The 17,094-nt window shown below is 65.3% G+C and carries 17 protein-coding genes and 1 pseudogene; 11 read left to right on the top strand and 7 right to left on the bottom strand.

The window, feature by feature from the left end; translation table 11 throughout:
* The first annotated feature begins 31 nt into the window (after nt 1-31).
* The 11 genes from soxA to HL671_RS14050 all read left to right on the top strand — a co-directional run bounded on the left by soxA (nt 32) and on the right by HL671_RS14050 (nt 9,146).
* Entirely contained in the window at nt 32-856 is an 825-nt protein-coding gene (gene soxA, locus HL671_RS14000) for a sulfur oxidation c-type cytochrome SoxA (RefSeq protein ID WP_172236725.1), read from the top strand.
* Between the two features lie 24 nt (nt 857-880).
* Nucleotides 881-2,575 (top strand): thiosulfohydrolase SoxB, encoded by a 1,695-nt coding sequence (gene soxB, locus HL671_RS14005; RefSeq protein ID WP_172236726.1) that lies wholly within the window; start codon nt 881-883, stop codon nt 2,573-2,575.
* A gap of 5 nt (nt 2,576-2,580) precedes the next feature.
* A complete protein-coding gene (gene soxC / locus HL671_RS14010; RefSeq protein WP_172236727.1) occupies nt 2,581-3,864 on the top strand; it encodes a sulfite dehydrogenase in 1,284 nt (427 codons plus the stop codon).
* Nucleotides 3,848-4,561: a c-type cytochrome gene (locus HL671_RS14015; RefSeq protein WP_374050103.1), complete on the top strand. Its 714-nt coding sequence runs from the start codon at nt 3,848-3,850 to the stop codon at nt 4,559-4,561. The genes soxC and HL671_RS14015 overlap by 17 nt, the downstream gene beginning before the upstream one ends.
* A 26-nt stretch (nt 4,562-4,587) precedes the next feature.
* Nucleotides 4,588-5,022, top strand: a complete 435-nt coding sequence (locus HL671_RS14020) for a DsrE family protein (RefSeq protein ID WP_172236729.1) — start codon at nt 4,588-4,590, stop codon at nt 5,020-5,022.
* 10 nt (nt 5,023-5,032) lie between these two features.
* A complete protein-coding gene (locus tag HL671_RS14025) occupies nt 5,033-5,935 on the top strand; it encodes an alpha/beta hydrolase (RefSeq protein ID WP_172236730.1) in 903 nt (300 codons plus the stop codon).
* 9 nt (nt 5,936-5,944) lie between these two features.
* Nucleotides 5,945-6,385 (top strand): DsrE family protein, encoded by a 441-nt coding sequence (locus HL671_RS14030; protein ID WP_172236731.1) that lies wholly within the window; start codon nt 5,945-5,947, stop codon nt 6,383-6,385.
* Nucleotides 6,386-6,453: 68 nt separating this feature from the next.
* Nucleotides 6,454-7,554, top strand: a complete 1,101-nt coding sequence (locus tag HL671_RS14035; protein WP_172236732.1) for a YeeE/YedE family protein — start codon at nt 6,454-6,456, stop codon at nt 7,552-7,554.
* Between the two features lie 93 nt (nt 7,555-7,647).
* On the top strand, nt 7,648-8,190 hold the full coding sequence (locus tag HL671_RS14040) for a YeeE/YedE thiosulfate transporter family protein (protein WP_172236781.1): 543 nt from the start codon (nt 7,648-7,650) through the stop codon (nt 8,188-8,190).
* A gap of 12 nt (nt 8,191-8,202) precedes the next feature.
* Complete coding sequence (locus HL671_RS14045) at nt 8,203-8,763, top strand: YeeE/YedE thiosulfate transporter family protein (protein ID WP_172236733.1); 561 nt, start codon at nt 8,203-8,205, stop codon at nt 8,761-8,763.
* A gap of 41 nt (nt 8,764-8,804) precedes the next feature.
* On the top strand, nt 8,805-9,146 hold the full coding sequence (locus tag HL671_RS14050; RefSeq protein WP_172236734.1) for a rhodanese-like domain-containing protein: 342 nt from the start codon (nt 8,805-8,807) through the stop codon (nt 9,144-9,146).
* 65 nt (nt 9,147-9,211) lie between these two features.
* Here the strand turns inward: HL671_RS14050 and HL671_RS14055 are convergent, their stop codons facing one another.
* From HL671_RS14055 to HL671_RS39065, 7 genes and pseudogenes are all read right to left on the bottom strand, one after another.
* Entirely contained in the window at nt 9,212-9,847 is a 636-nt protein-coding gene (locus HL671_RS14055) for a DsbA family protein (RefSeq protein ID WP_172236735.1), read from the bottom strand.
* Nucleotides 9,844-11,952 carry a protein-disulfide reductase DsbD family protein gene (locus HL671_RS14060; RefSeq protein WP_172236736.1) on the bottom strand — a complete coding sequence of 703 codons (2,109 nt, stop codon included), beginning with the start codon at nt 11,950-11,952 and terminating at the stop codon, nt 9,844-9,846. The genes HL671_RS14055 and HL671_RS14060 overlap by 4 nt, the downstream gene beginning before the upstream one ends.
* A 704-nt stretch (nt 11,953-12,656) precedes the next feature.
* On the bottom strand, nt 12,657-13,544 hold the full coding sequence (locus HL671_RS14065) for an MBL fold metallo-hydrolase (protein ID WP_172236737.1): 888 nt from the start codon (nt 13,542-13,544) through the stop codon (nt 12,657-12,659).
* A gap of 67 nt (nt 13,545-13,611) precedes the next feature.
* Nucleotides 13,612-13,815, bottom strand: coding sequence for a YgaP family membrane protein (locus HL671_RS14070; RefSeq protein WP_012043778.1), 204 nt, complete (start codon nt 13,813-13,815; stop codon nt 13,612-13,614).
* 87 nt (nt 13,816-13,902) lie between these two features.
* Nucleotides 13,903-14,571 carry a Crp/Fnr family transcriptional regulator gene (locus HL671_RS14075; protein ID WP_172236782.1) on the bottom strand — a complete coding sequence of 223 codons (669 nt, stop codon included), beginning with the start codon at nt 14,569-14,571 and terminating at the stop codon, nt 13,903-13,905.
* 255 nt (nt 14,572-14,826) lie between these two features.
* Nucleotides 14,827-16,077: a 3'-5' exonuclease gene (locus HL671_RS38340; RefSeq protein WP_246705860.1), complete on the bottom strand. Its 1,251-nt coding sequence runs from the start codon at nt 16,075-16,077 to the stop codon at nt 14,827-14,829.
* Nucleotides 16,078-16,788: 711 nt separating this feature from the next.
* Nucleotides 16,789-16,989, bottom strand: a pseudogene (locus HL671_RS39065) (exonuclease); the annotation flags it as partial.
* Between the last annotated feature and the right edge of the window lie 105 nt (nt 16,990-17,094).

Raw genomic sequence — 17,094 nt, forward strand, 5'->3', positions numbered from 1 at the left:
GGAATCGTGTGATCGCTACGGGGAGTGACGGATGTCCATTCGCTACGGTTCTCTCGCTGGTCTGGCGACGGCTGCGCTGGTCCTCTCGGCGGTCGCGACCTCCGGCGAGGAGCTGGAACGCAAGGGCATTCCGGCGCCTCCCGGTCACGTGTTCCAGACCATCATTTCGGGCTATCAGTTCCGCACCAAGGAAACCCGCGCGCTGCAGGACGACGACCTGGAGAATCCGGGTTTTCTCGCCGTGGAGCGTGCGGCCGATGTCTGGAAGACGGTCGACGGCGGCGAAGGCAAGTCGTGCATGAGCTGCCACGGCGAGGCCGAAAAGACCATGAAGGGCGTCGGCGCGGCCATGCCGAAATGGAGCGAGAAGCTCAACAAGCCCGTCAATCTCGAGCAGCAGATCAACATCTGCCGTACCGAGCACATGAAGGCGGAGCCCTGGGCGTTCAAGTCCAAGGAGCTGACGGACATGACGACCTTCGTGCGCTTCCAGTCGCGCGGCCTGCCGGTGGCGGTGAAGACCGACGGTCCGATGTCGCCATGGTTCGAAAAGGGCAAGGAGATCTACTACACGCGCGTCGGCCAGCTCGATCTCGCTTGCGCCTCCTGCCACGAGAAGAACAACGGCAAGTTCATGCGCGCCGACTTTCTCAGCCAGGGCCAGACCAACGGTTTTCCGACCTACCGGTTGCGCGATCAGCGCCTGATCCCGCTGCACGAACGCTTCGAGGGCTGCATGTTCGACGTGCGCGGTGTACCCTACAAGCCGCTGTCGGACGAGTTCCTCGCGCTCGAGCTCTACGTCGCCTGGCGCGGCATCGGTCTGCCCGTCGAGACACCGTCGGTCCGCAACTAGCTGCGGACACAAGGAAGACACATCATGATATCGCGTCGCGAATTCGTTCAGGTCGCGTTGGCGGCGGCTGCCCTGACGGGCGGCGCCAGCCTCGCGGGCACATCCCGCGCCTTTGCGCAACAGAAGCTGACCGAGAAGGAGCTTCTGGCGTTCGATCCGCTCGGCAACGTCACCCTGGTGCATGTCACCGACATCCACGGCCAGCTGATGCCGCTGTATTTCCGCGAGCCCTCGACCAATCTCGGGGTCGGCGACGCCAAGGGGCAACCGCCGCATGTCACCGGCAAGGAGTTTCTGACGCGGTTCGGCATTGCGCCCGGATCGTCGTCCGCCTATGCGCTGACCTCGGAGGATTTCGAGGCGCTTGCCAAGACCTACGGACGGATCGGCGGACTCGATCGCGCCGCGACCGTCATCAAGGCGATCCGCGCCGAGCGCGGCGACAAGGTCGTGTTGCTCGACGGCGGCGACACCTGGCAGGGGTCCTGGTCGTCGCTGCAGACCCGCGGCCAGGACATGATCGACTGCATGGCGTTGCTGAAGCCGGATGCGATGACCGGGCATTGGGAGTTCACCTACGGCACAGAGCGCGTCAAGCAGGCGGTCGACGGGCTCGGCTTTCCGTTCCTCGGCCTCAACATCCGTGACACCGAGTGGAATGAGCCGGCGTTCGAGGCCTCGACGATGATCGAGCGGGGCGGCGTCAAGATCGCAGTGCTCGGCCAGGCCTTCCCGTATACACCGGTGGCCAATCCGCGCTGGATGATCCCGAACTGGTCGTTCGGCGTGCGCGAGGAGGATGTCCAGACCCAGGTCGACAAGGCGCGCAAGGCCGGCGCCGGGCTGGTGGTGCTGCTGTCGCACAACGGCTTCGACGTCGACCGCAAACTGGCCAGCCGCGTCAAAGGTCTCGACGTCATTCTCACGGGCCACACCCATGATGCGCTGCCCGAAGCGGTCAAGGTCGGCAAGACGCTGCTGATCGCATCCGGCTCCTCCGGCAAGTTCGTGTCGCGGCTCGATCTCGACGTCAAGGATGGCGAGGTCAAGGCCTATCGCTACAGGCTGATCCCGCTGTTCTCCGACGTGATCACGCCGGATACGGCGATGGCAGCCAAGATCGCTGAGGTGCGCAAGCCGTTCGCGGCCGATCTCGGCCGCGCGCTCGGACGCACCGAGACGCTGCTGTACCGCCGCGGCAACTTCAACGGCACGTTCGACGATCTGATCTGTCAGGCTCTGCTGCAGGAACGCGATGCGGAGATTGCGCTGTCGCCGGGCTTCCGCTGGGGCACCAGCGTCATGCCGGGCCAGGACATCACCTTCGAGGACGTCACCAACGCCACCGCGATCACCTATCCCGCGGTCTATCGCATGGGCATGACCGGCACGCGCCTCAAGGAAATCATCGAGGACGTGGCCGACAATCTGTTCAATGTCGACCCCTACTACCAGCAGGGCGGCGACATGGTCCGCATCGGCGGCATGTCCTACGCGATCGACGTCAACAAGCCGCAAGGACAGCGCATCTCCGACATGCGCCTGATCAAGACCGGCGCGGTGATCGATCCGGCGCGCGAGTATCAGGTCGCCGGCTGGGCCAGCGTCAACGAGGGTACGCAGGGCCCGCCGATCTGGGAGGTCGTGTCGGGCTATCTGCAGCGTCAGAAAACCGTTCGTCTCGAGCCCAATCGGGCCGTCAAAGTCTCCGGAGTGTGACGACGATGTCGAAGGACAAATCAGTTTCCTCACTCCCGCGCGCCTCGCGCCGCGGTTTCCTGACCGCCGCCGGTGGCCTCGCGGCCACTGCGATCGCCGCGCCGGCCCGCGCCGGCGCAGGCAATCCGGCCAACCAGCCGCCGAACGTACCGGAATGGACGCGTACCCTCGGCGAGGGCGTGGCCGTGCGTCCCTACGGCAAGCCGTCGAAATTCGAGAAGGACGTCGTCCGGCGCGACGTCGAATGGCTGACAGCCTCGCGGGAATCCTCGGTCAGCTTCACGCCGCTGCATGAGCTCGAAGGCATCATCACGCCGAACGGGCTGTGCTTCGAGCGCCATCACGGCGGCGTGGCCGATGTCGATCCGGCCGATCACCGACTGATGATCCATGGCCTGGTCGAGCGGCCGCTGCTGCTTTCGCTCGACGAGCTCAAGCGCTTTCCGCGCGTCAACCGCATCCACTTCATGGAATGCGCGGCGAATTCCGGCATGGAATGGCGCGGCGCCCAGCTCAATGGCTGCCAGTTCACGCATGGCATGATCCACTGCGTGCAATACACCGGCGTCTCGCTGCGGACGCTGCTGGAAGAGGCCGGCGTCAAGTCCAGCGGCAAGTGGCTGCTGGTGGAGGGCGCCGATTCCGCCGCGATGGATCGCAGCCTGCCGACCGAGAAGGCGCTCGACGACTGCATCATCGCCTACAAGATGAATGGCGAGGCGCTGTATCCCGAGCAGGGCTATCCGATGCGTCTGGTGGTGCCGGGATGGCAGGGTAATCTCTGGGTCAAGTGGCTGCGCCGCATCGAGGTCGGCGACCAGCCCTGGCACACCCGCGAGGAGACCTCGAAGTACACGGATCTGCTACCAAATGGCAAGGCGCGGCGCTTCACCTGGTCCATGGATGCGAAGTCGGTGATCACGAGCCCGAGCCCGCAGGCGCCGATCAAGCACGGCAAGGGGTTCACCATCGTCTCGGGCCTGGCCTGGTCGGGCAACGGCAAGGTCAAGCGCGTCGACGTGTCGCTCGATGGTGGCCGCAACTGGTGGCCGGCGCGGCTCGACGGCCCGGTGCTCGATAAGGCGCTGACCCGCTTCTACTACGAGTTCGACTGGAACGGCGAGTCGCTGCTGCTGCAGTCGCGGGTGCAGGACGAGACCGGCTATGTGCAGCCGTCCAAGGCCGAGCTGCGCAAGGTGCGCGGCTACAACTCCATCTATCACAACAATGGCATCCAGACCTGGCACGTGCAGGCAAATGGTGAGGTCGAGAATGTCGAGGTCGCCTAAGCTGATCATTGCAGCCGTCGCGCTCGCCGCGCTTGCCGGCTCGGTCGCGTTCGCCGGTGGCCCGGGCGAGAAGACCGAATCCAAAGCCGAGGCCAAGCCGGCGCAGCGCTTCAACATCGGCCGGGCGCCGAGCGCCGAGGAAATCCGCGGCTGGGACATCGACGTGCGTCCGGACGGGCAGGGCCTGCCAGTCGGCAAGGGCACCGTCGCCCAGGGCGAGAAGCTGTTCATGGATAATTGCGCGAGCTGCCATGGCGAGTTCGGTGAGGGGGCCGGGCGTTGGCCGGTGCTCGCCGGCGGCAAGGGCTCGCTGACATTAGACAATCCGGTCAAGACGGTCGGCTCCTACTGGCCGTACGCCTCGACGCTGTTCGACTACGTCCGCCACGCGATGCCGTTCGGCAGCCCGCAATCGCTGAAGGTCGACGAGTACTACGCGCTGGTCGCCTATGTGCTCTATCTGAACGACGTGATCACCGATCAGAACTTCGAGCTGAGCAACAGTAATCTCGCCACGATCAAGATGCCGAACGAGGGCGGGTTCATGATGGACGACCGGGCGACGAGCGAGAAGGCGTTCTGGCAGAAGGAGCCCTGCATGAAGAACTGCATCGCGCCGGTCAAGATCACCGGACGCGCGACCGCGGTCGACGTCACGCCGGAAGACAAGGACGGCAAGCCGCGAGGCGTCGAGTGAGGATCGCCGGATGCAGCCGCCGCAGGATGCTGTTGGCGGTCGCATCCGTCTTCCTGGTCGCCAGCGGGGGTGGATCCGTTGCCGTCGCGGCCGAGCCGCACAGGCTCGCGCTGCAGATCAGCGACGAGGAGCCGGCCAAGATGCGCGCGGTGCTCGACGTCGCTGCCAATGTCTCGCGTCACTATTCGGGCGAAGGCGACGAGGTCGAGATCGTGATCGTGGCCTTCAATGGCGGCCTCGACATGCTGCTGGCCGATCGGTCGCCTGTGAAGGAGCGGGTGATGGGCTTCGCGAAGTCGATGCCCAATGTGAGCTTCATCGCCTGCGGCAACACGTTGGAGACGCTGGCGGGCAGGGAGGGACGGCAGCCGCCGTTGCTCGAGGGCGTCACCGTGGTCAAGACCGGGGTCGCGATCCTGTTGGAACTGGCTGAGAAGAACTGGACGATCGTGCGTCCCTGAGGGTTTGACGATGCGGTGGTGGCTCGCTCTGGTGCTCTCGTTGGTGAGTTGTGCGGTCCTCGCCGCAGAGGAGTCGCGCGAACTCATCATCGGCGGTCGCACGGCGCTCGGCACCCTCAGGCTGCCGGCGCTTTTGGGGCCGGATGTGCCGCTGGTGCTGATTACGCATGGCACGCTCGCGCACAAGGACATGGAGACCATCCAGGGCCTGTCCAAGGCGCTGTCCGAGCGCGGCATCGCCACGCTGGCCCACAATCTCGTGCTCGGTCTCGATCGACGCAGCGGCATGTACGATTGCGGCAGGCCTCATGACTATGCGCCTGACGACGCAATCCCGGAGATCGCGGCGTGGCTGAGCGAAGCGCGCAAGACGTCGTCGCGCGTCTTCGTGCTCGGGCATTCGCGCGGCGCCAACCAGGTGGCGCGGTATCTCGCCGCCAATTCGAAGGCTGCCGTCGCAGGCGCGATCCTGCTCGCGCCGGCCACCGCAGGCACCGAGGCGAGCCTGAGAGCGGCCTATGCGGAGACCTATGGCCAATCGCTGACGGCGCTGCTCGACAAGGCCGAAGCGGCGCTCGCCGCCGGACGGGGCGGAGAATGGATGTCCGTCCCTGGCTTCATCTACTGCCGCGATGCCGAGGTGACGGCGCGGGCCTTTGCCGCATTCTATCGCGCCGACCGGCGCCAGGACACGGCGTCGCTGATTGCCGATGTCAGCCTTCCGATTCTGGTGCTGGCGGCTGCGCAGGACAAGACCGTGCCGGACGTCGCCGCGTCGTTCGCGCCGCTGGCGTCATCGGCCGGTGGCCGTGTCCGGCTGGAGACGATCGACGACGCGGACCATTTCTTTCGCGATCTCGCCGCCGAGGATGCAGCGGATCGCATCGCAGCCTTCATTGCAGCCGTGCGTTAGGAGTCACCTATGGAAAGACGATCTTTGATGCAAGCTGGACTTGCCAGTCTGTTTGGACTCTTCGGCGTCGGCAGCGCCCGGGCGGCGACCGAGTCTGCTCGCCAGCGCGTCGTCTATCATCTTGCCGATCAGGATCGCGCCCTGTTCGTTCTCGGCAACATCCAGAACCACGTCGACGGCACCGGCGGACCTGGACGGGCCGACATTCGCCTGGTGATCCACGGTCCGGGCTTGCGGGCCTTTCATGCGATTTCGGCCGACCAGACCATCTCGGCACTGGCTGAGCGGCTCATGAAGGCAGGCGTCGGGTTCGACGCCTGTGCCAACACCATGAAGGCGCAGGGCGTGAAGCTCGACGATCTCCTGCCGGGCTTCGCCGTGGCGGAGAACGGCGGCGTGGTGCGCCTTACCGAGTTGCAACAGAGCGGATATGCCTATCTGCGCCCGTGACGACCGCATACGTCCTTGCCGACGCCGCCCGGCGCGTTGTGCGGCAGACTTGAACGACGAGAGCGCCCGTGCTCACCGCATTGATCGATCGTCTGGGTGAGGAGCCGGTGCTGCTGCTGTGCGGGCTCGCGGTCGGCGGTGCCTTCGGCTTCTTCGCCCAGCGCAGCCGCTTCTGTCTGCGGGCCGCGACGATCGAGTTCGCGCGCGGGCAGGGCGGGCCGCGCCTCGCCGTCTGGCTCCTGACCTTTGCCTCGGCGCTGCTCGGCACCCAGTCGCTGGTGGCCATGGGCCTGCTCGATGTTTCGGAAGCGCGTCAGCTGGCGCAGCAGGGCAGCATCTCCGGGGCGATGATCGGCGGCACCCTGTTCGGCTGCGGCATGATCCTGGCGCGCGGCTGTGCCAGCCGTCTCTTGGTGCTCTCCGCGAATGGCAATCTGCGAGCCTTGCTGTCGGGCCTGATCTTCGCGGTGACGGCGCAGTCGGCCTATCACGGTCTGCTTGCGCCGTTGCGTGAGTGGCTCACCAATCTCTGGCTCGTCGATGGCGGACCGTCGCGCGACATCATGAGCGTGCTGGGCGGCGGTACGCCCGAGAAGCTCGGCTTCGGCATGCTGTGGTTCTTGGCCGGGCTCGCCGCCGTGTCCAAATTCCAGGTCGGAGGTCGGATCCTGTACTCGGCGGTGGCCACGGGTGCTGCCGTCGCAGCCGGCTGGCTGCTGACCTATCAGCTCGGCCAGGCGTCGTTTGCGCCGGTGCCGCTGAAGAGCCTGACCTTCAGCGGGCCCTCGGCGGAGCTCTTGATGCAAGTGCTCGCCAGCCCCCAGCTGAAGCCCGGCTTCGACCTCGGCATCATCCCAGGCGTGTTCATCGGCTCGTTCGTCGCGGCGGCGCTGGCGGGCGAGCTCAATCTGGAAGGCTTTTCGGACGGGCGCGGCATGCGGCGCTATCTGGTCGGCGCCGTCCTCATGGGATTCGGAGCGATGCTGGCCGGCGGGTGCGCCGTCGGGGCCGGCGTGACCGGGGCATCGGTGTTCGCGCTGACAGCATGGATTGTGCTCGGCGGCATGTGGCTCGGCGCAGCCGCCACCGATTTCGTCGTGGACCGCTGGCTGTTCGCCGCCAAGCCGATGCACGACGCTGCACAGCCGACCGCTACGATACCCTCATAATAAATATTCATAAGTACGAATGTGCGTATATAATCCGTCGTTGTCAGCGCGGCTGCGCCGCGCGCGAGCAGGAGGACTGGCGTCATGACGATGATGACCGATGTCGTGGTCGGAGATGTACGGAAGGCGAGACGGATCGACTGGTCGCCCTATCTGGTCGGTGCCGGCATCGGCATTCTCACCTGGGTGGCTTTTGCCGGGTTCGGCGATCCACTTGGCGTCACCACCGCGTTTTCGCGCGTCGCTTCGCTGTTCGCGGTCCCGGTGATCGGATCCGACGCCGTCGCCACCAACAGCTACTGGAAGTCGATGCCGCTGAAATGGGACTATGGCGTCTGGTTCCTGGTCGGCATTCCGCTCGGCGCGTTCCTGTCGGCGATCATCTCGGGCACCTGGCGGCTCGAGCTGGTGCCGGAGGTCTGGAAGGAGCGCTTCGGCCCGTCCGTGTTCAAGCGCTTCGTCGCCGCGTTCCTGGGCGGCATCGTCATCATGTATGGCGCGCGTCTCGCCGGCGGCTGCACCAGCGGACACGGCATTTCCGGCGGGTTGCAACTGGCGCTGTCGAGCTGGCTGTTTCTTGCCGTGATGTTCGCGACCGGCCTATTGGGGTCGCGCCTGATGTTCCGCAAAGCCTGAGAGGAGAAGGTCATGACGTCAGTGATGAGCATCGCCGGCCCGCTCCTGATGGGCGCCGTGTTCGGCTATCTCTTGCAGCAGGGCAAGGTCACGAGCTGCAACGTTATCGAGAACCAGTTCCGGCTGCGTGACTTCACGGTGCTGAAGGTGATGGGGACTGCGATCGTGGTCGGCGGCATCGGCGTGCTGCTGCTGGTCGATACCGGCAACACCAAATATTACGTCAAGGACGCGAACATGCTGGCCGTGGCGCTCGGTGCGGCGCTGTTCGGCGTCGGCATGGTCGTCTACGGCTACTGCCCGGGCACCGCGCTCGGCGCCATCGCCAGCGGCAGCGTGCACGCCGCTGTCGGCGCGTTCGGCATGATCGTCGGTGCAATCCTCTACGCATTGAGCTTCGACTGGGTGAAGGCTCACATTCTCAACGTCTGGGCGCTCGGCAAGGTACGTCTGCCGGACATCACCGGCGTACCGGATGGTATCTGGTTCGCCGCTCTGGCGATCGGCGCGGGCGCTTTCTTCCTCTGGGTCGAATCGTCAGAGGCCAAGGCGCGGCGCACGCGGGCCGGCTGACCGGCCCGAACGTCCATCGTCAACAGTAAGAGGCGTCTCCCATGCTAGCAGGATTGTTCAACAGGCTGACGGGATCGGTCAGCGTGCCGGCCATCGCGCATGACGAGCTGGTTCGGGCGCATCAACAGCGCAGCTGCGTGATCGTCGATGTACGCGAGCCGCACGAGTTCAACGGCGGCCATATTCCGGGCGCCGTCAATCATCCGCTGTCGCGCTTCGATCCGGACAGTCTTACCCAGGACAAGCCGGTGGTTCTGATCTGCCAGGCCGGCGGCCGTTCGGCGACGGCGCTGCGGCGCGCGCTATCGGCAGGACGACAGAACGTCCGCCACTATGCCGGAGGCATGAGCGGCTGGCGCGCACACGGCGGTCCGGTGGCCTGAGCCGCCGGTCCGCGCCCAGCGCGAAGAGTCGCGTCCGTGCACGGTACCGGCAACGTCGCCGCCTGCTAATTGGTCGCAGCGGCGCGGGCATCTGCAATGGCCTGCTTGAAGGCCTGGGCGTTCGGCGCCCCGGGGACGCGGAAATGGCCGATGATGAAGGCCGGCGTGCCCTGGAATCCGAGGCCGGTGGCCTGCTCGTGGTTGCGCGCAAGCACCGCATCGATCTCGGTCCGCTTGGCTGCGAGATCGGCCTTGGCGCGAGCGAGGTCGATCCCGGCGGCCGAAAGCGCCGCATCGACCTTGGCCTCGGACAGCTTCTCCTTGAGCGAGATCAGCGCCTCATGCGCCTCGGCGAACTTGTCCTGATATCTGCTGGCCAAGGTGAGGCGGGCCGCGTAGATCGAGACGCCGCCGAAGATCGGCCAGTCCTTGAAGACCAGCCGGACGTGACCGTCCTCGCGCACCACCTTGGCAAGGTCGGGGCTGATCTTGCGACAATACGGACATTGGTAGTCGAAATATTCGACGATCGTGATGTCGCCATCGGCGTTGCCGGCAGCGGGAATGGCGGCGTCATGCAGGATGCGCGCTTCGCTGAGGATGTCGGTGTCGGCGTCTTCGGCGCGGGCCTGCAGCGGCAGCATTGCGGGTGTCAGCAGCAGCACGATCGCAAAGGACGAGCGAGAGCGTGTTCGGGTCATGTCTTGTGGTTCTCCGGGTGAGGCGGGTTGGATGCGGTGTCGATGGCATCGAGCACGATCTGAGGAGTTAGCAGCTCGGGAAGCAGGATGCCGTCCGGCGCGCCCGGGCCGAACACGGCGTTGAAGGGCAGGCCGTAGCGGCCGAAGGACCGGAGATAGGCCGCGATCGCATCGCTGGGTGAGGTCCAGTCCGCGCGGATGGCGACCACGCCGGAGGAGAGGCGGCTGCGCACGGCTGTGCTGTCGAGCACGAGCTTCTCATTGACCTTGCAGGTGACGCACCAGCTCGCGCCGATGTCGACGAACACGGTGTGCCCGGCACGGACCTGCGCTGCGATCTCGGCCGGTTCCAGCGGTTGCCAGACGATCCCGCTCGATGGCGCCGTCGCTGGCGGCTGCGGGACATGGGTGGCGGCCATCAGCGCCACCGCGATCGTGACAGCGAGGCCGGCCCCGACCATCGCCCGCCGGAGCGGAAAGCGGCGCGCGGTCATGATCAGGATGGCAACGAGCAGCGCGGCGGCGAGCACGATGGCGGGCATCGGCCCGCTGATATCCGAGAGCACGATCAGCAACCATGCCGCGGTCGCGGCCATCGCGATCGCGGCGACGGCGCGCAGCTTCAGCATCCAACGCCCCGGCCGCGGGACGAGCGTGGCAAAGCGGGGCGCTGCGGCGAGGCAGAGATAGGGCGCCGCCATCCCGACGCCGAGCCCGGTGAACACAAGCAGGATCTGAGGCGCAGCCTGCGACAACGCGAACGCTATGGCCGTGCCGACGAACGGAGCCGAGCACGGCGTCGCCAGCAGCGTCATGACGAAACCGTTCACGAGATGGCTCGCGAGCGTCCGATCGCGGGTGGTAGCGCCGAGCCAGCTTGCGATCCGCCAGGGCAGGCTGATCTCGAACAGGCCGAGCAGATTGGCGCCGAAGGCGGCGAGCACGATGATCATCGCGACGAGAAAGACAGGCTGCTGGAACTGCAGGCCCCAGCCGACTTGCGCGCCCGCGGCCTTCATGGCCGAGAGGACGACGGCAAGGGTCACGAACGATGCGATGATGCCGGCCGCCGTCGCCAGGAATGCCGATCGCGGCGAAGCCGACCGATCCGGCGCATGATCGACCAGCGACACCAGCTTCAGGGACAGCACAGGAAACACACAGGGCATGAAGTTGAGGATGAAGCCGCCGAGCAGGGCGATGCCGAGAATGGTCCAGATCGACGCGGCTGTGGCATGAGGCATCGCCGTCGCCGGAGCGGTCGCGGGTGCAGTGTCGGCTGCGCTCACGGGGAGCGTAGCTTCAATGGATCGGTCGCCGTCGACCAGCGTGACCCGAAGCCGGTCGATCGGTCCGGCCTGATCGAGACCCAGCACCGGGACGGTGAAACGCACGCCGCCGTCGGACCTGCGGTTCACCCGTACGCGGCCTCCGGAGATTGCGTCATGGCCATCTATGAAGACGTCCGGCGCGACCAGCAGCGGCGAGGCCTGCACGTCGAGCAGCAGCTGCGGCTTGGCCTGGCGATCCAGCCGCAGCGCTGTGATGGACAGGCCGGGCGATGTCTCGCGCGGGACGAGATGCCGCCACGCGTCGATCTGCGCCTGATCGTTCGGCTGGCGTGTCGATGCAGGAATGTCGGCCGCGAGCTGCGCCTCCTGCTGGGTGCAGATGACGGAGCACACAAACAGAACGGCCTTGAGCGCAAGATGCGCGGGAGCCGTCTTGTCCTGCAGCCGGACGCGCAGGGGGAACAGCACATGTTCGTCATAACCGAATGTGTCGATGTCCTGCTCGGTGAAGCGGCGCGGCGCCGGCCATTCGATGGTGACGTCCGCGACGTTGCGGGAGCCGGACCAGTCGAAGTCGGGCGGTGCACCGGCATCGCCCGCTGATCGCCAGTATGTGTGCCAGCCGGATCCGAGCCTGACGTCCAGGCCCGCCCAGGCCTCGGTCGAGCCGCCGCCGATTTGCGCGACCTCGCCGATCAGCAGGCGTGTGTCGACCTCCGCCTTGTGCGGCGGGCCGGCGGCTGCGGCCATTATTGGTATCAGATGCAACGCTGCGAGCAGAAGGGCACCGAGACCGAGACGACGAATGGACATGAAGAACTCCCTCGCGCTGATCGCGCACGGCCCGGCGAGCCCGCGCTGCGCCGCATCCGGCGTTGGGCGAGCCAGCTCACAGGTTCCGGAGATGATCCGGTCGACATGCGATCGATCGATATATTCGTCCGCCGATGTCGCAGCGTTACGTTGCGTGCGACAAGGAGCGAGCTGTCAGCCAGCGAGCTGTCAGCCAGCGAGCCGTCAGCCTAGGACAGCCGACAGGGAGGGCGGTAGGGTGAGGACGCGTGACACTGCGTCGACAGCGCAGCATCGTGCGGTCGCCATGTCAGCGTCCGAGCGGCCGCGATTGGCTGCGCGGTCAGGTCTTCGCTCGGTGGAAGCGCCGTGACACCGGCTCCGGCGAACGGGCATGTGCTGATGGCACCTGGAAGCACGGCCTTCTTGCAGGGCTTCGGCATGTCCGCTTGTGCGCCAGACCAATGCCGTACGGCGTCAGCGCGACCAGCCGTTGCGGCTGCAGCCGGCTCGAATGCGCCCAGAAGAGGAGTCAGGCCCATGACGATCGCAATCAGCGCCGCAGCCAGGCGGCGTATCATCGCATGCAGCATGAGAACGGGGCGTCGCATCGGGACCATCTGCTCCAATCGGAACTGCTCGCGCAAACCGGCCGTGTCTGGCAACTGACATCTTCGTGACGCGGCAGGGCGGCAGCGCAGGGTGGCTCGACTCCTCATTCGTTGTCAGAGCACGTTGATCGGCACCTTCAGGAAGACCTTTCCGCTCGTGTCCGCAGGCGGGAAATGGCCGGCGCGGATGTTGACCTGCAGCGAGGGAATGATCAGGCGGGGCATGCCTAGCGTCCTGTCGCGGGCCTCGCGGAGCGCGACGAACGCGTCCTCGGTCATGCCGTCCCGCACATGGATGTTGTGCACCCGTTCGTCGCTTACGGTCGTCTCCCAGCGCACGGCCCGGCCGTTCGGCCCGTAGTCATGACACATGAACAGCCGGGTCTCGGGCGGCAGGGTTTCAAGGATGGTCCGGATCGAGCGAAACAGCGTGCGCGCATTGCCGCCCGGGAAGTCGGCGCGTGCGGTGCCACCATCGGGCATGAACAGGGTGTCGCCGACAAAGGCTGCATCCCCCATGACATGGGTGGTGCAGGCGGGGGTGTGCCCCGGCGTGTGCATGACGAACGCCGTCATCTGGCCGATCGTGTAGGTCTCGCCATCCTTGAACAGCCGATCGAACTGGCTGCCGTCGCGGCGAAACTCGGTGCCTTCGTTGAACACTTTGCCGAAGGTCTCCTGGACAGTCAGGATATGCTCGCCGATGCCGATCCTGCCGCCGATCCTGCCTTGGATGTAGGGCGCGGCGGACAAATGGTCGGCGTGGGCGTGCGTCTCGATCAGCCATTCCGGCTGCAGGCCGTTCAGCGTCACATAGTCGATCAACATGTCGGCCGACCGCGTGCCGATGCGGCCCGCCGCGTAGTCGATGTCAAGGACGGGGTCGACGATCGCGCAGGCGGTGGACGACGGATCCTTGACGACGTAGCTGATCGTGCTGGTTTCCGGATCGAAGAAGCCCGCCACCTTGGGCTGCACGCGCAGATCGATGGGATAGGACATGGCTGCTGCTCCAGGAGGAAGCGCGTCGGGCGGCGCCGTCGCCCGATATCGTTGTCGTCCGGTCGAGCTAAGACGCCGCGCCGGGCTTGGTTCCGCAGGTGTTGATGCCGAGCATCGCGTAGGGCGGGCACCAGCCGATGAGCGCCGTGCCGAGCGGGATCAGGCCGAGCAGGCCCCACAGCGTCTGCGGGCCGATGATGGTAAGGCTCAGGATCGCCAGTCCCACGATGATCCTGATCAGACGATCGATCTTGCCAATGTTCTGTGTCATCTCGCGCTCCCCTTTGGCTTGTGCCGGCAAATCCATAGAACGCTGCGTTGGAACGGTCTGTAACTAAGTCACCGAGCGGGCGGCTCTCTAGCCATGTCGGGCAAGCTGCGTGAGGGCCGATCCGTCGATGATTTCGACCGTGCCGCGAGCCACTCGCAGCCAGCCCCGCCGTGCGAATTCACTGAGTTGCCGGCTGATGACCTCGCGCGCACTGCCGAGCTCGTTCGCGAGATCCTGGTGCGTTGCCGCGATGTGCTGCCTCGATCCGGCGAGTTCGAGGAGCTTCTGGGCCAGCCGCACGTCGATCCGCTGGAACGCGACCTCCTCGATGAGGCGGAAGAGGTTGGTGACGCGGCGGCTGAACGCGGTGAAGACGAACTGGCGGAATTCGCGCGAGCTGGCGATCAGCCGGTCGAACAGCGCGCGGGGCATGGCCACGGCACGAATCCGCGTCTCCGCGATGCCCTCGGCCTGATAGTCTTCGTAACCCAGCAGGCAGGCAGTGGTCAGCGCGCAGCTTTCGCCAGCCTGCACGCGGTAAAGCACGATCTCGCGGCCGGATTCCGAGGTCTGTTGCACGCGAATGGTGCCGTCCAGCAGCAGCAGGAAGGAGTCCGGCGCCTGACCGGGGCCGAAGATGCGGCTGCCCTCGGGCAGCTCGACGATCAGGCTGGCGTCGCGCAGCTGAACGAAGAGCTCGTTCGGCAGCTGTCGGAGCAGCGGAAATGCGTGGGTCCAATCCTGTGCGCCATCAATTTGCATCGTCGGATACGGCCATCATCGGTGCGTTGCCAAACGGAGATATGACGAACAAATCCCTGGTGAGCTCCCGAAACCCTCCCCGTGAAGATCGATATCGTGAGCGCCGTCCCCGCCGGTTGAGCTATGTCAATGGATGGTCGGCTGAAACGGCGAGGCTAAGCGCATCTCAGACACCAGCCGGGCCGGGTCGATGATGCCGAGCTTCGCCAGCACAAGGCGGTGCTTTCGCCCGCAACTTGCTCGACGCCACTACGCTGCCTGCTCGGCCTCCAGCGGATTTTCGTCGACGCGCTTCTTGTTGATGAGATTCAGCAGCCGCGCTGCTGCCCGCGCATCGCACAGGGCGCGATGATGATCGTCGAGCGCAATGCCGTAGGTCGCACACAATTTTCCCAGCCCGTAGGATTTATGCCCGGGATAGCGCCGCCGCATTCCGACGCAGGTGCACAATTTCGGGAAGCGGAAGCGCCGTTCGAGCCGTTCATACTCGTACGACAAAAACCCGTAATCGAAGTTCACATTGTGGGCGACGAAGATTCCGTCGCCCATGAATGCGATGAAACTGTCGGCGATGTCGTGGAACAAGGGGGCATCCTGGACCATCTGGTTGGTGATGCCGGTCAGCTCGACGATCTTCGCCGGGATCGGCCGCTGTGGATTGATCAGAGAGTGCCACTCCTCGACGATCTGATGGTTGCGGACCTTCACCGCCCCGATTTCGGTGATCCGATCACCGGACGACCAGGAGCCTGTGGTCTCGATGTCCACGACCACGTAGTCCTGCTCCGGGTCGAACCGGTAATCCACGCGACCGATCTCAGCAGGGATGCCGGCGTGCTCCAGCTGGCGTAGCCGGGTCAATTGATTGCGGCGGATGGCGTCGCCTTCGGCCTTGACCTCGACGAAAGACACTTTGCCGTCGCGCACATGCATCAGGTCGGGGAAGCCGTCCCGCATGCCGCGGAAGTCCTCGCACATCGCCCGCACAATGGCAGCCAGGCCGTCCGCATGGGCGCATGCGAGCAGGGCACGCAACGCACCCATCTGCACGTGCTCCCAGGCAAAGATCCCGTTCGGCTGGCCCCATTTGGAAGCGATAGTGCGCAGAACGATCGGAAGCGCATCTCCAGCTCTGACCTGCGCGAGCGTGCTGTCGATCCGCGGGGCGAACCGGCGATGGAAGGTTCGGTCGCGCAGGCAATGCGGGATCCAATCGAAACCACTGCTGAGCTGGCCGGACTCGAAGAGCTCATCCCAGAACAACAATCCGAACAGTGTCAGCCAGAGCGTATTCTCCGCGAAATAGACTTCGCCACCCTGACGTCTCAGCACGCCGGCAACGCCTGCTTCCGGATGACCGCGATGTGTGTCGTCGACGACGATTTGGCGCCCCGAGCGCAGCAATTCGGTACACAGGCCTGTCCGCCGCCCGCCGAACTTCCGAGCATAGAAGTCCGTTGCGAAGAGATGCTCGTCGTCAGTTTCGGGATCGTCGATCATGTCCCGCAGCAGAGCTTCAGCGGCGTCCTTGTCGCCTTTGGCATACAGCAACCGGACAAGGCGCTCGCGGCAGTCGGCCGACCGGCCGAAACGATAGAGCCGTTCGGCGAGACCTGTATCGCCGTGCTTCTCGAAAAACTGTCCGACCTGACACGCGGCGCGGGCCGCAAGGTCGGCGGCGTAATCGGTTGTCCGCGGCGGACCGTCCAGGATCTCCGCGACCGTCCGTTGGTCGATGTCGGCGGATTGCAGCTCGATGCGGTCCAGCACCTGGCTGTAATGAAAGCACGCACGCGCTTCGTCGGCGTCGGCGAAGCGAGAGCTGAACGACGTCTCCTTGTTGGTGCGGAGGACGCCGAGATCGCGCAGCGCGAAGTTCTTGAGACTATCGGCCGTCTTGCCGAAATAGAGATACAGCAGAAATTCGATAGACCGTGTGTTGTCGAGCGCTATGAAGCTTCCGGCGCCGCAATGCTTCGCGGCAAGATCGAAGGGGATTGCCGCGACGAAGAAGTCGGCCAGCGCCGGCTTCGACCAGGACGTGCGGACCTCGCGGCCAAATCCGGCCGCACGGGCACCGTCGAGGAGCGCCGTCTTCGGCAGGCTGAGCACGAAGGCGGAGTAGTCCTCGGCGCGAAGACTGCGCGCCTGGCCACAGTCGATCAAGTCCTGAGCCGCGGACTCGAGATCGGTGATCTCCTTGTACTTGAACAGCGCGCGATTGAAGATCGTCCCGCGCCTGTTGACCATCCTGATCAAGAGACATTGCGCGTCCTTGGAGAGGCCGCGAAAGCGCTGCGTGAACGCATGATCTTCATCGGTGAGGATCTCGCCATACGTCGTCTCGACGAACTGGAGCATTTCGACGAAATGGTCGAGGTAATAATAGACCGGCAGCGTGGGGAGCTTCATGTGAGGTGCGCCGGGCTCCTAACCATGCTGGTCAACGAACCTGCTTTCCGCGAGCAGGCCAGTGGATTCGTTGTTCATTTTTTGTTCTGAATGCGCCCTTTGTCA

The organism is Bradyrhizobium denitrificans (assembly GCF_013179005.1).
GTDB classification, from domain to species: Bacteria; Pseudomonadota; Alphaproteobacteria; order Rhizobiales; family Xanthobacteraceae; genus Bradyrhizobium; species Bradyrhizobium denitrificans.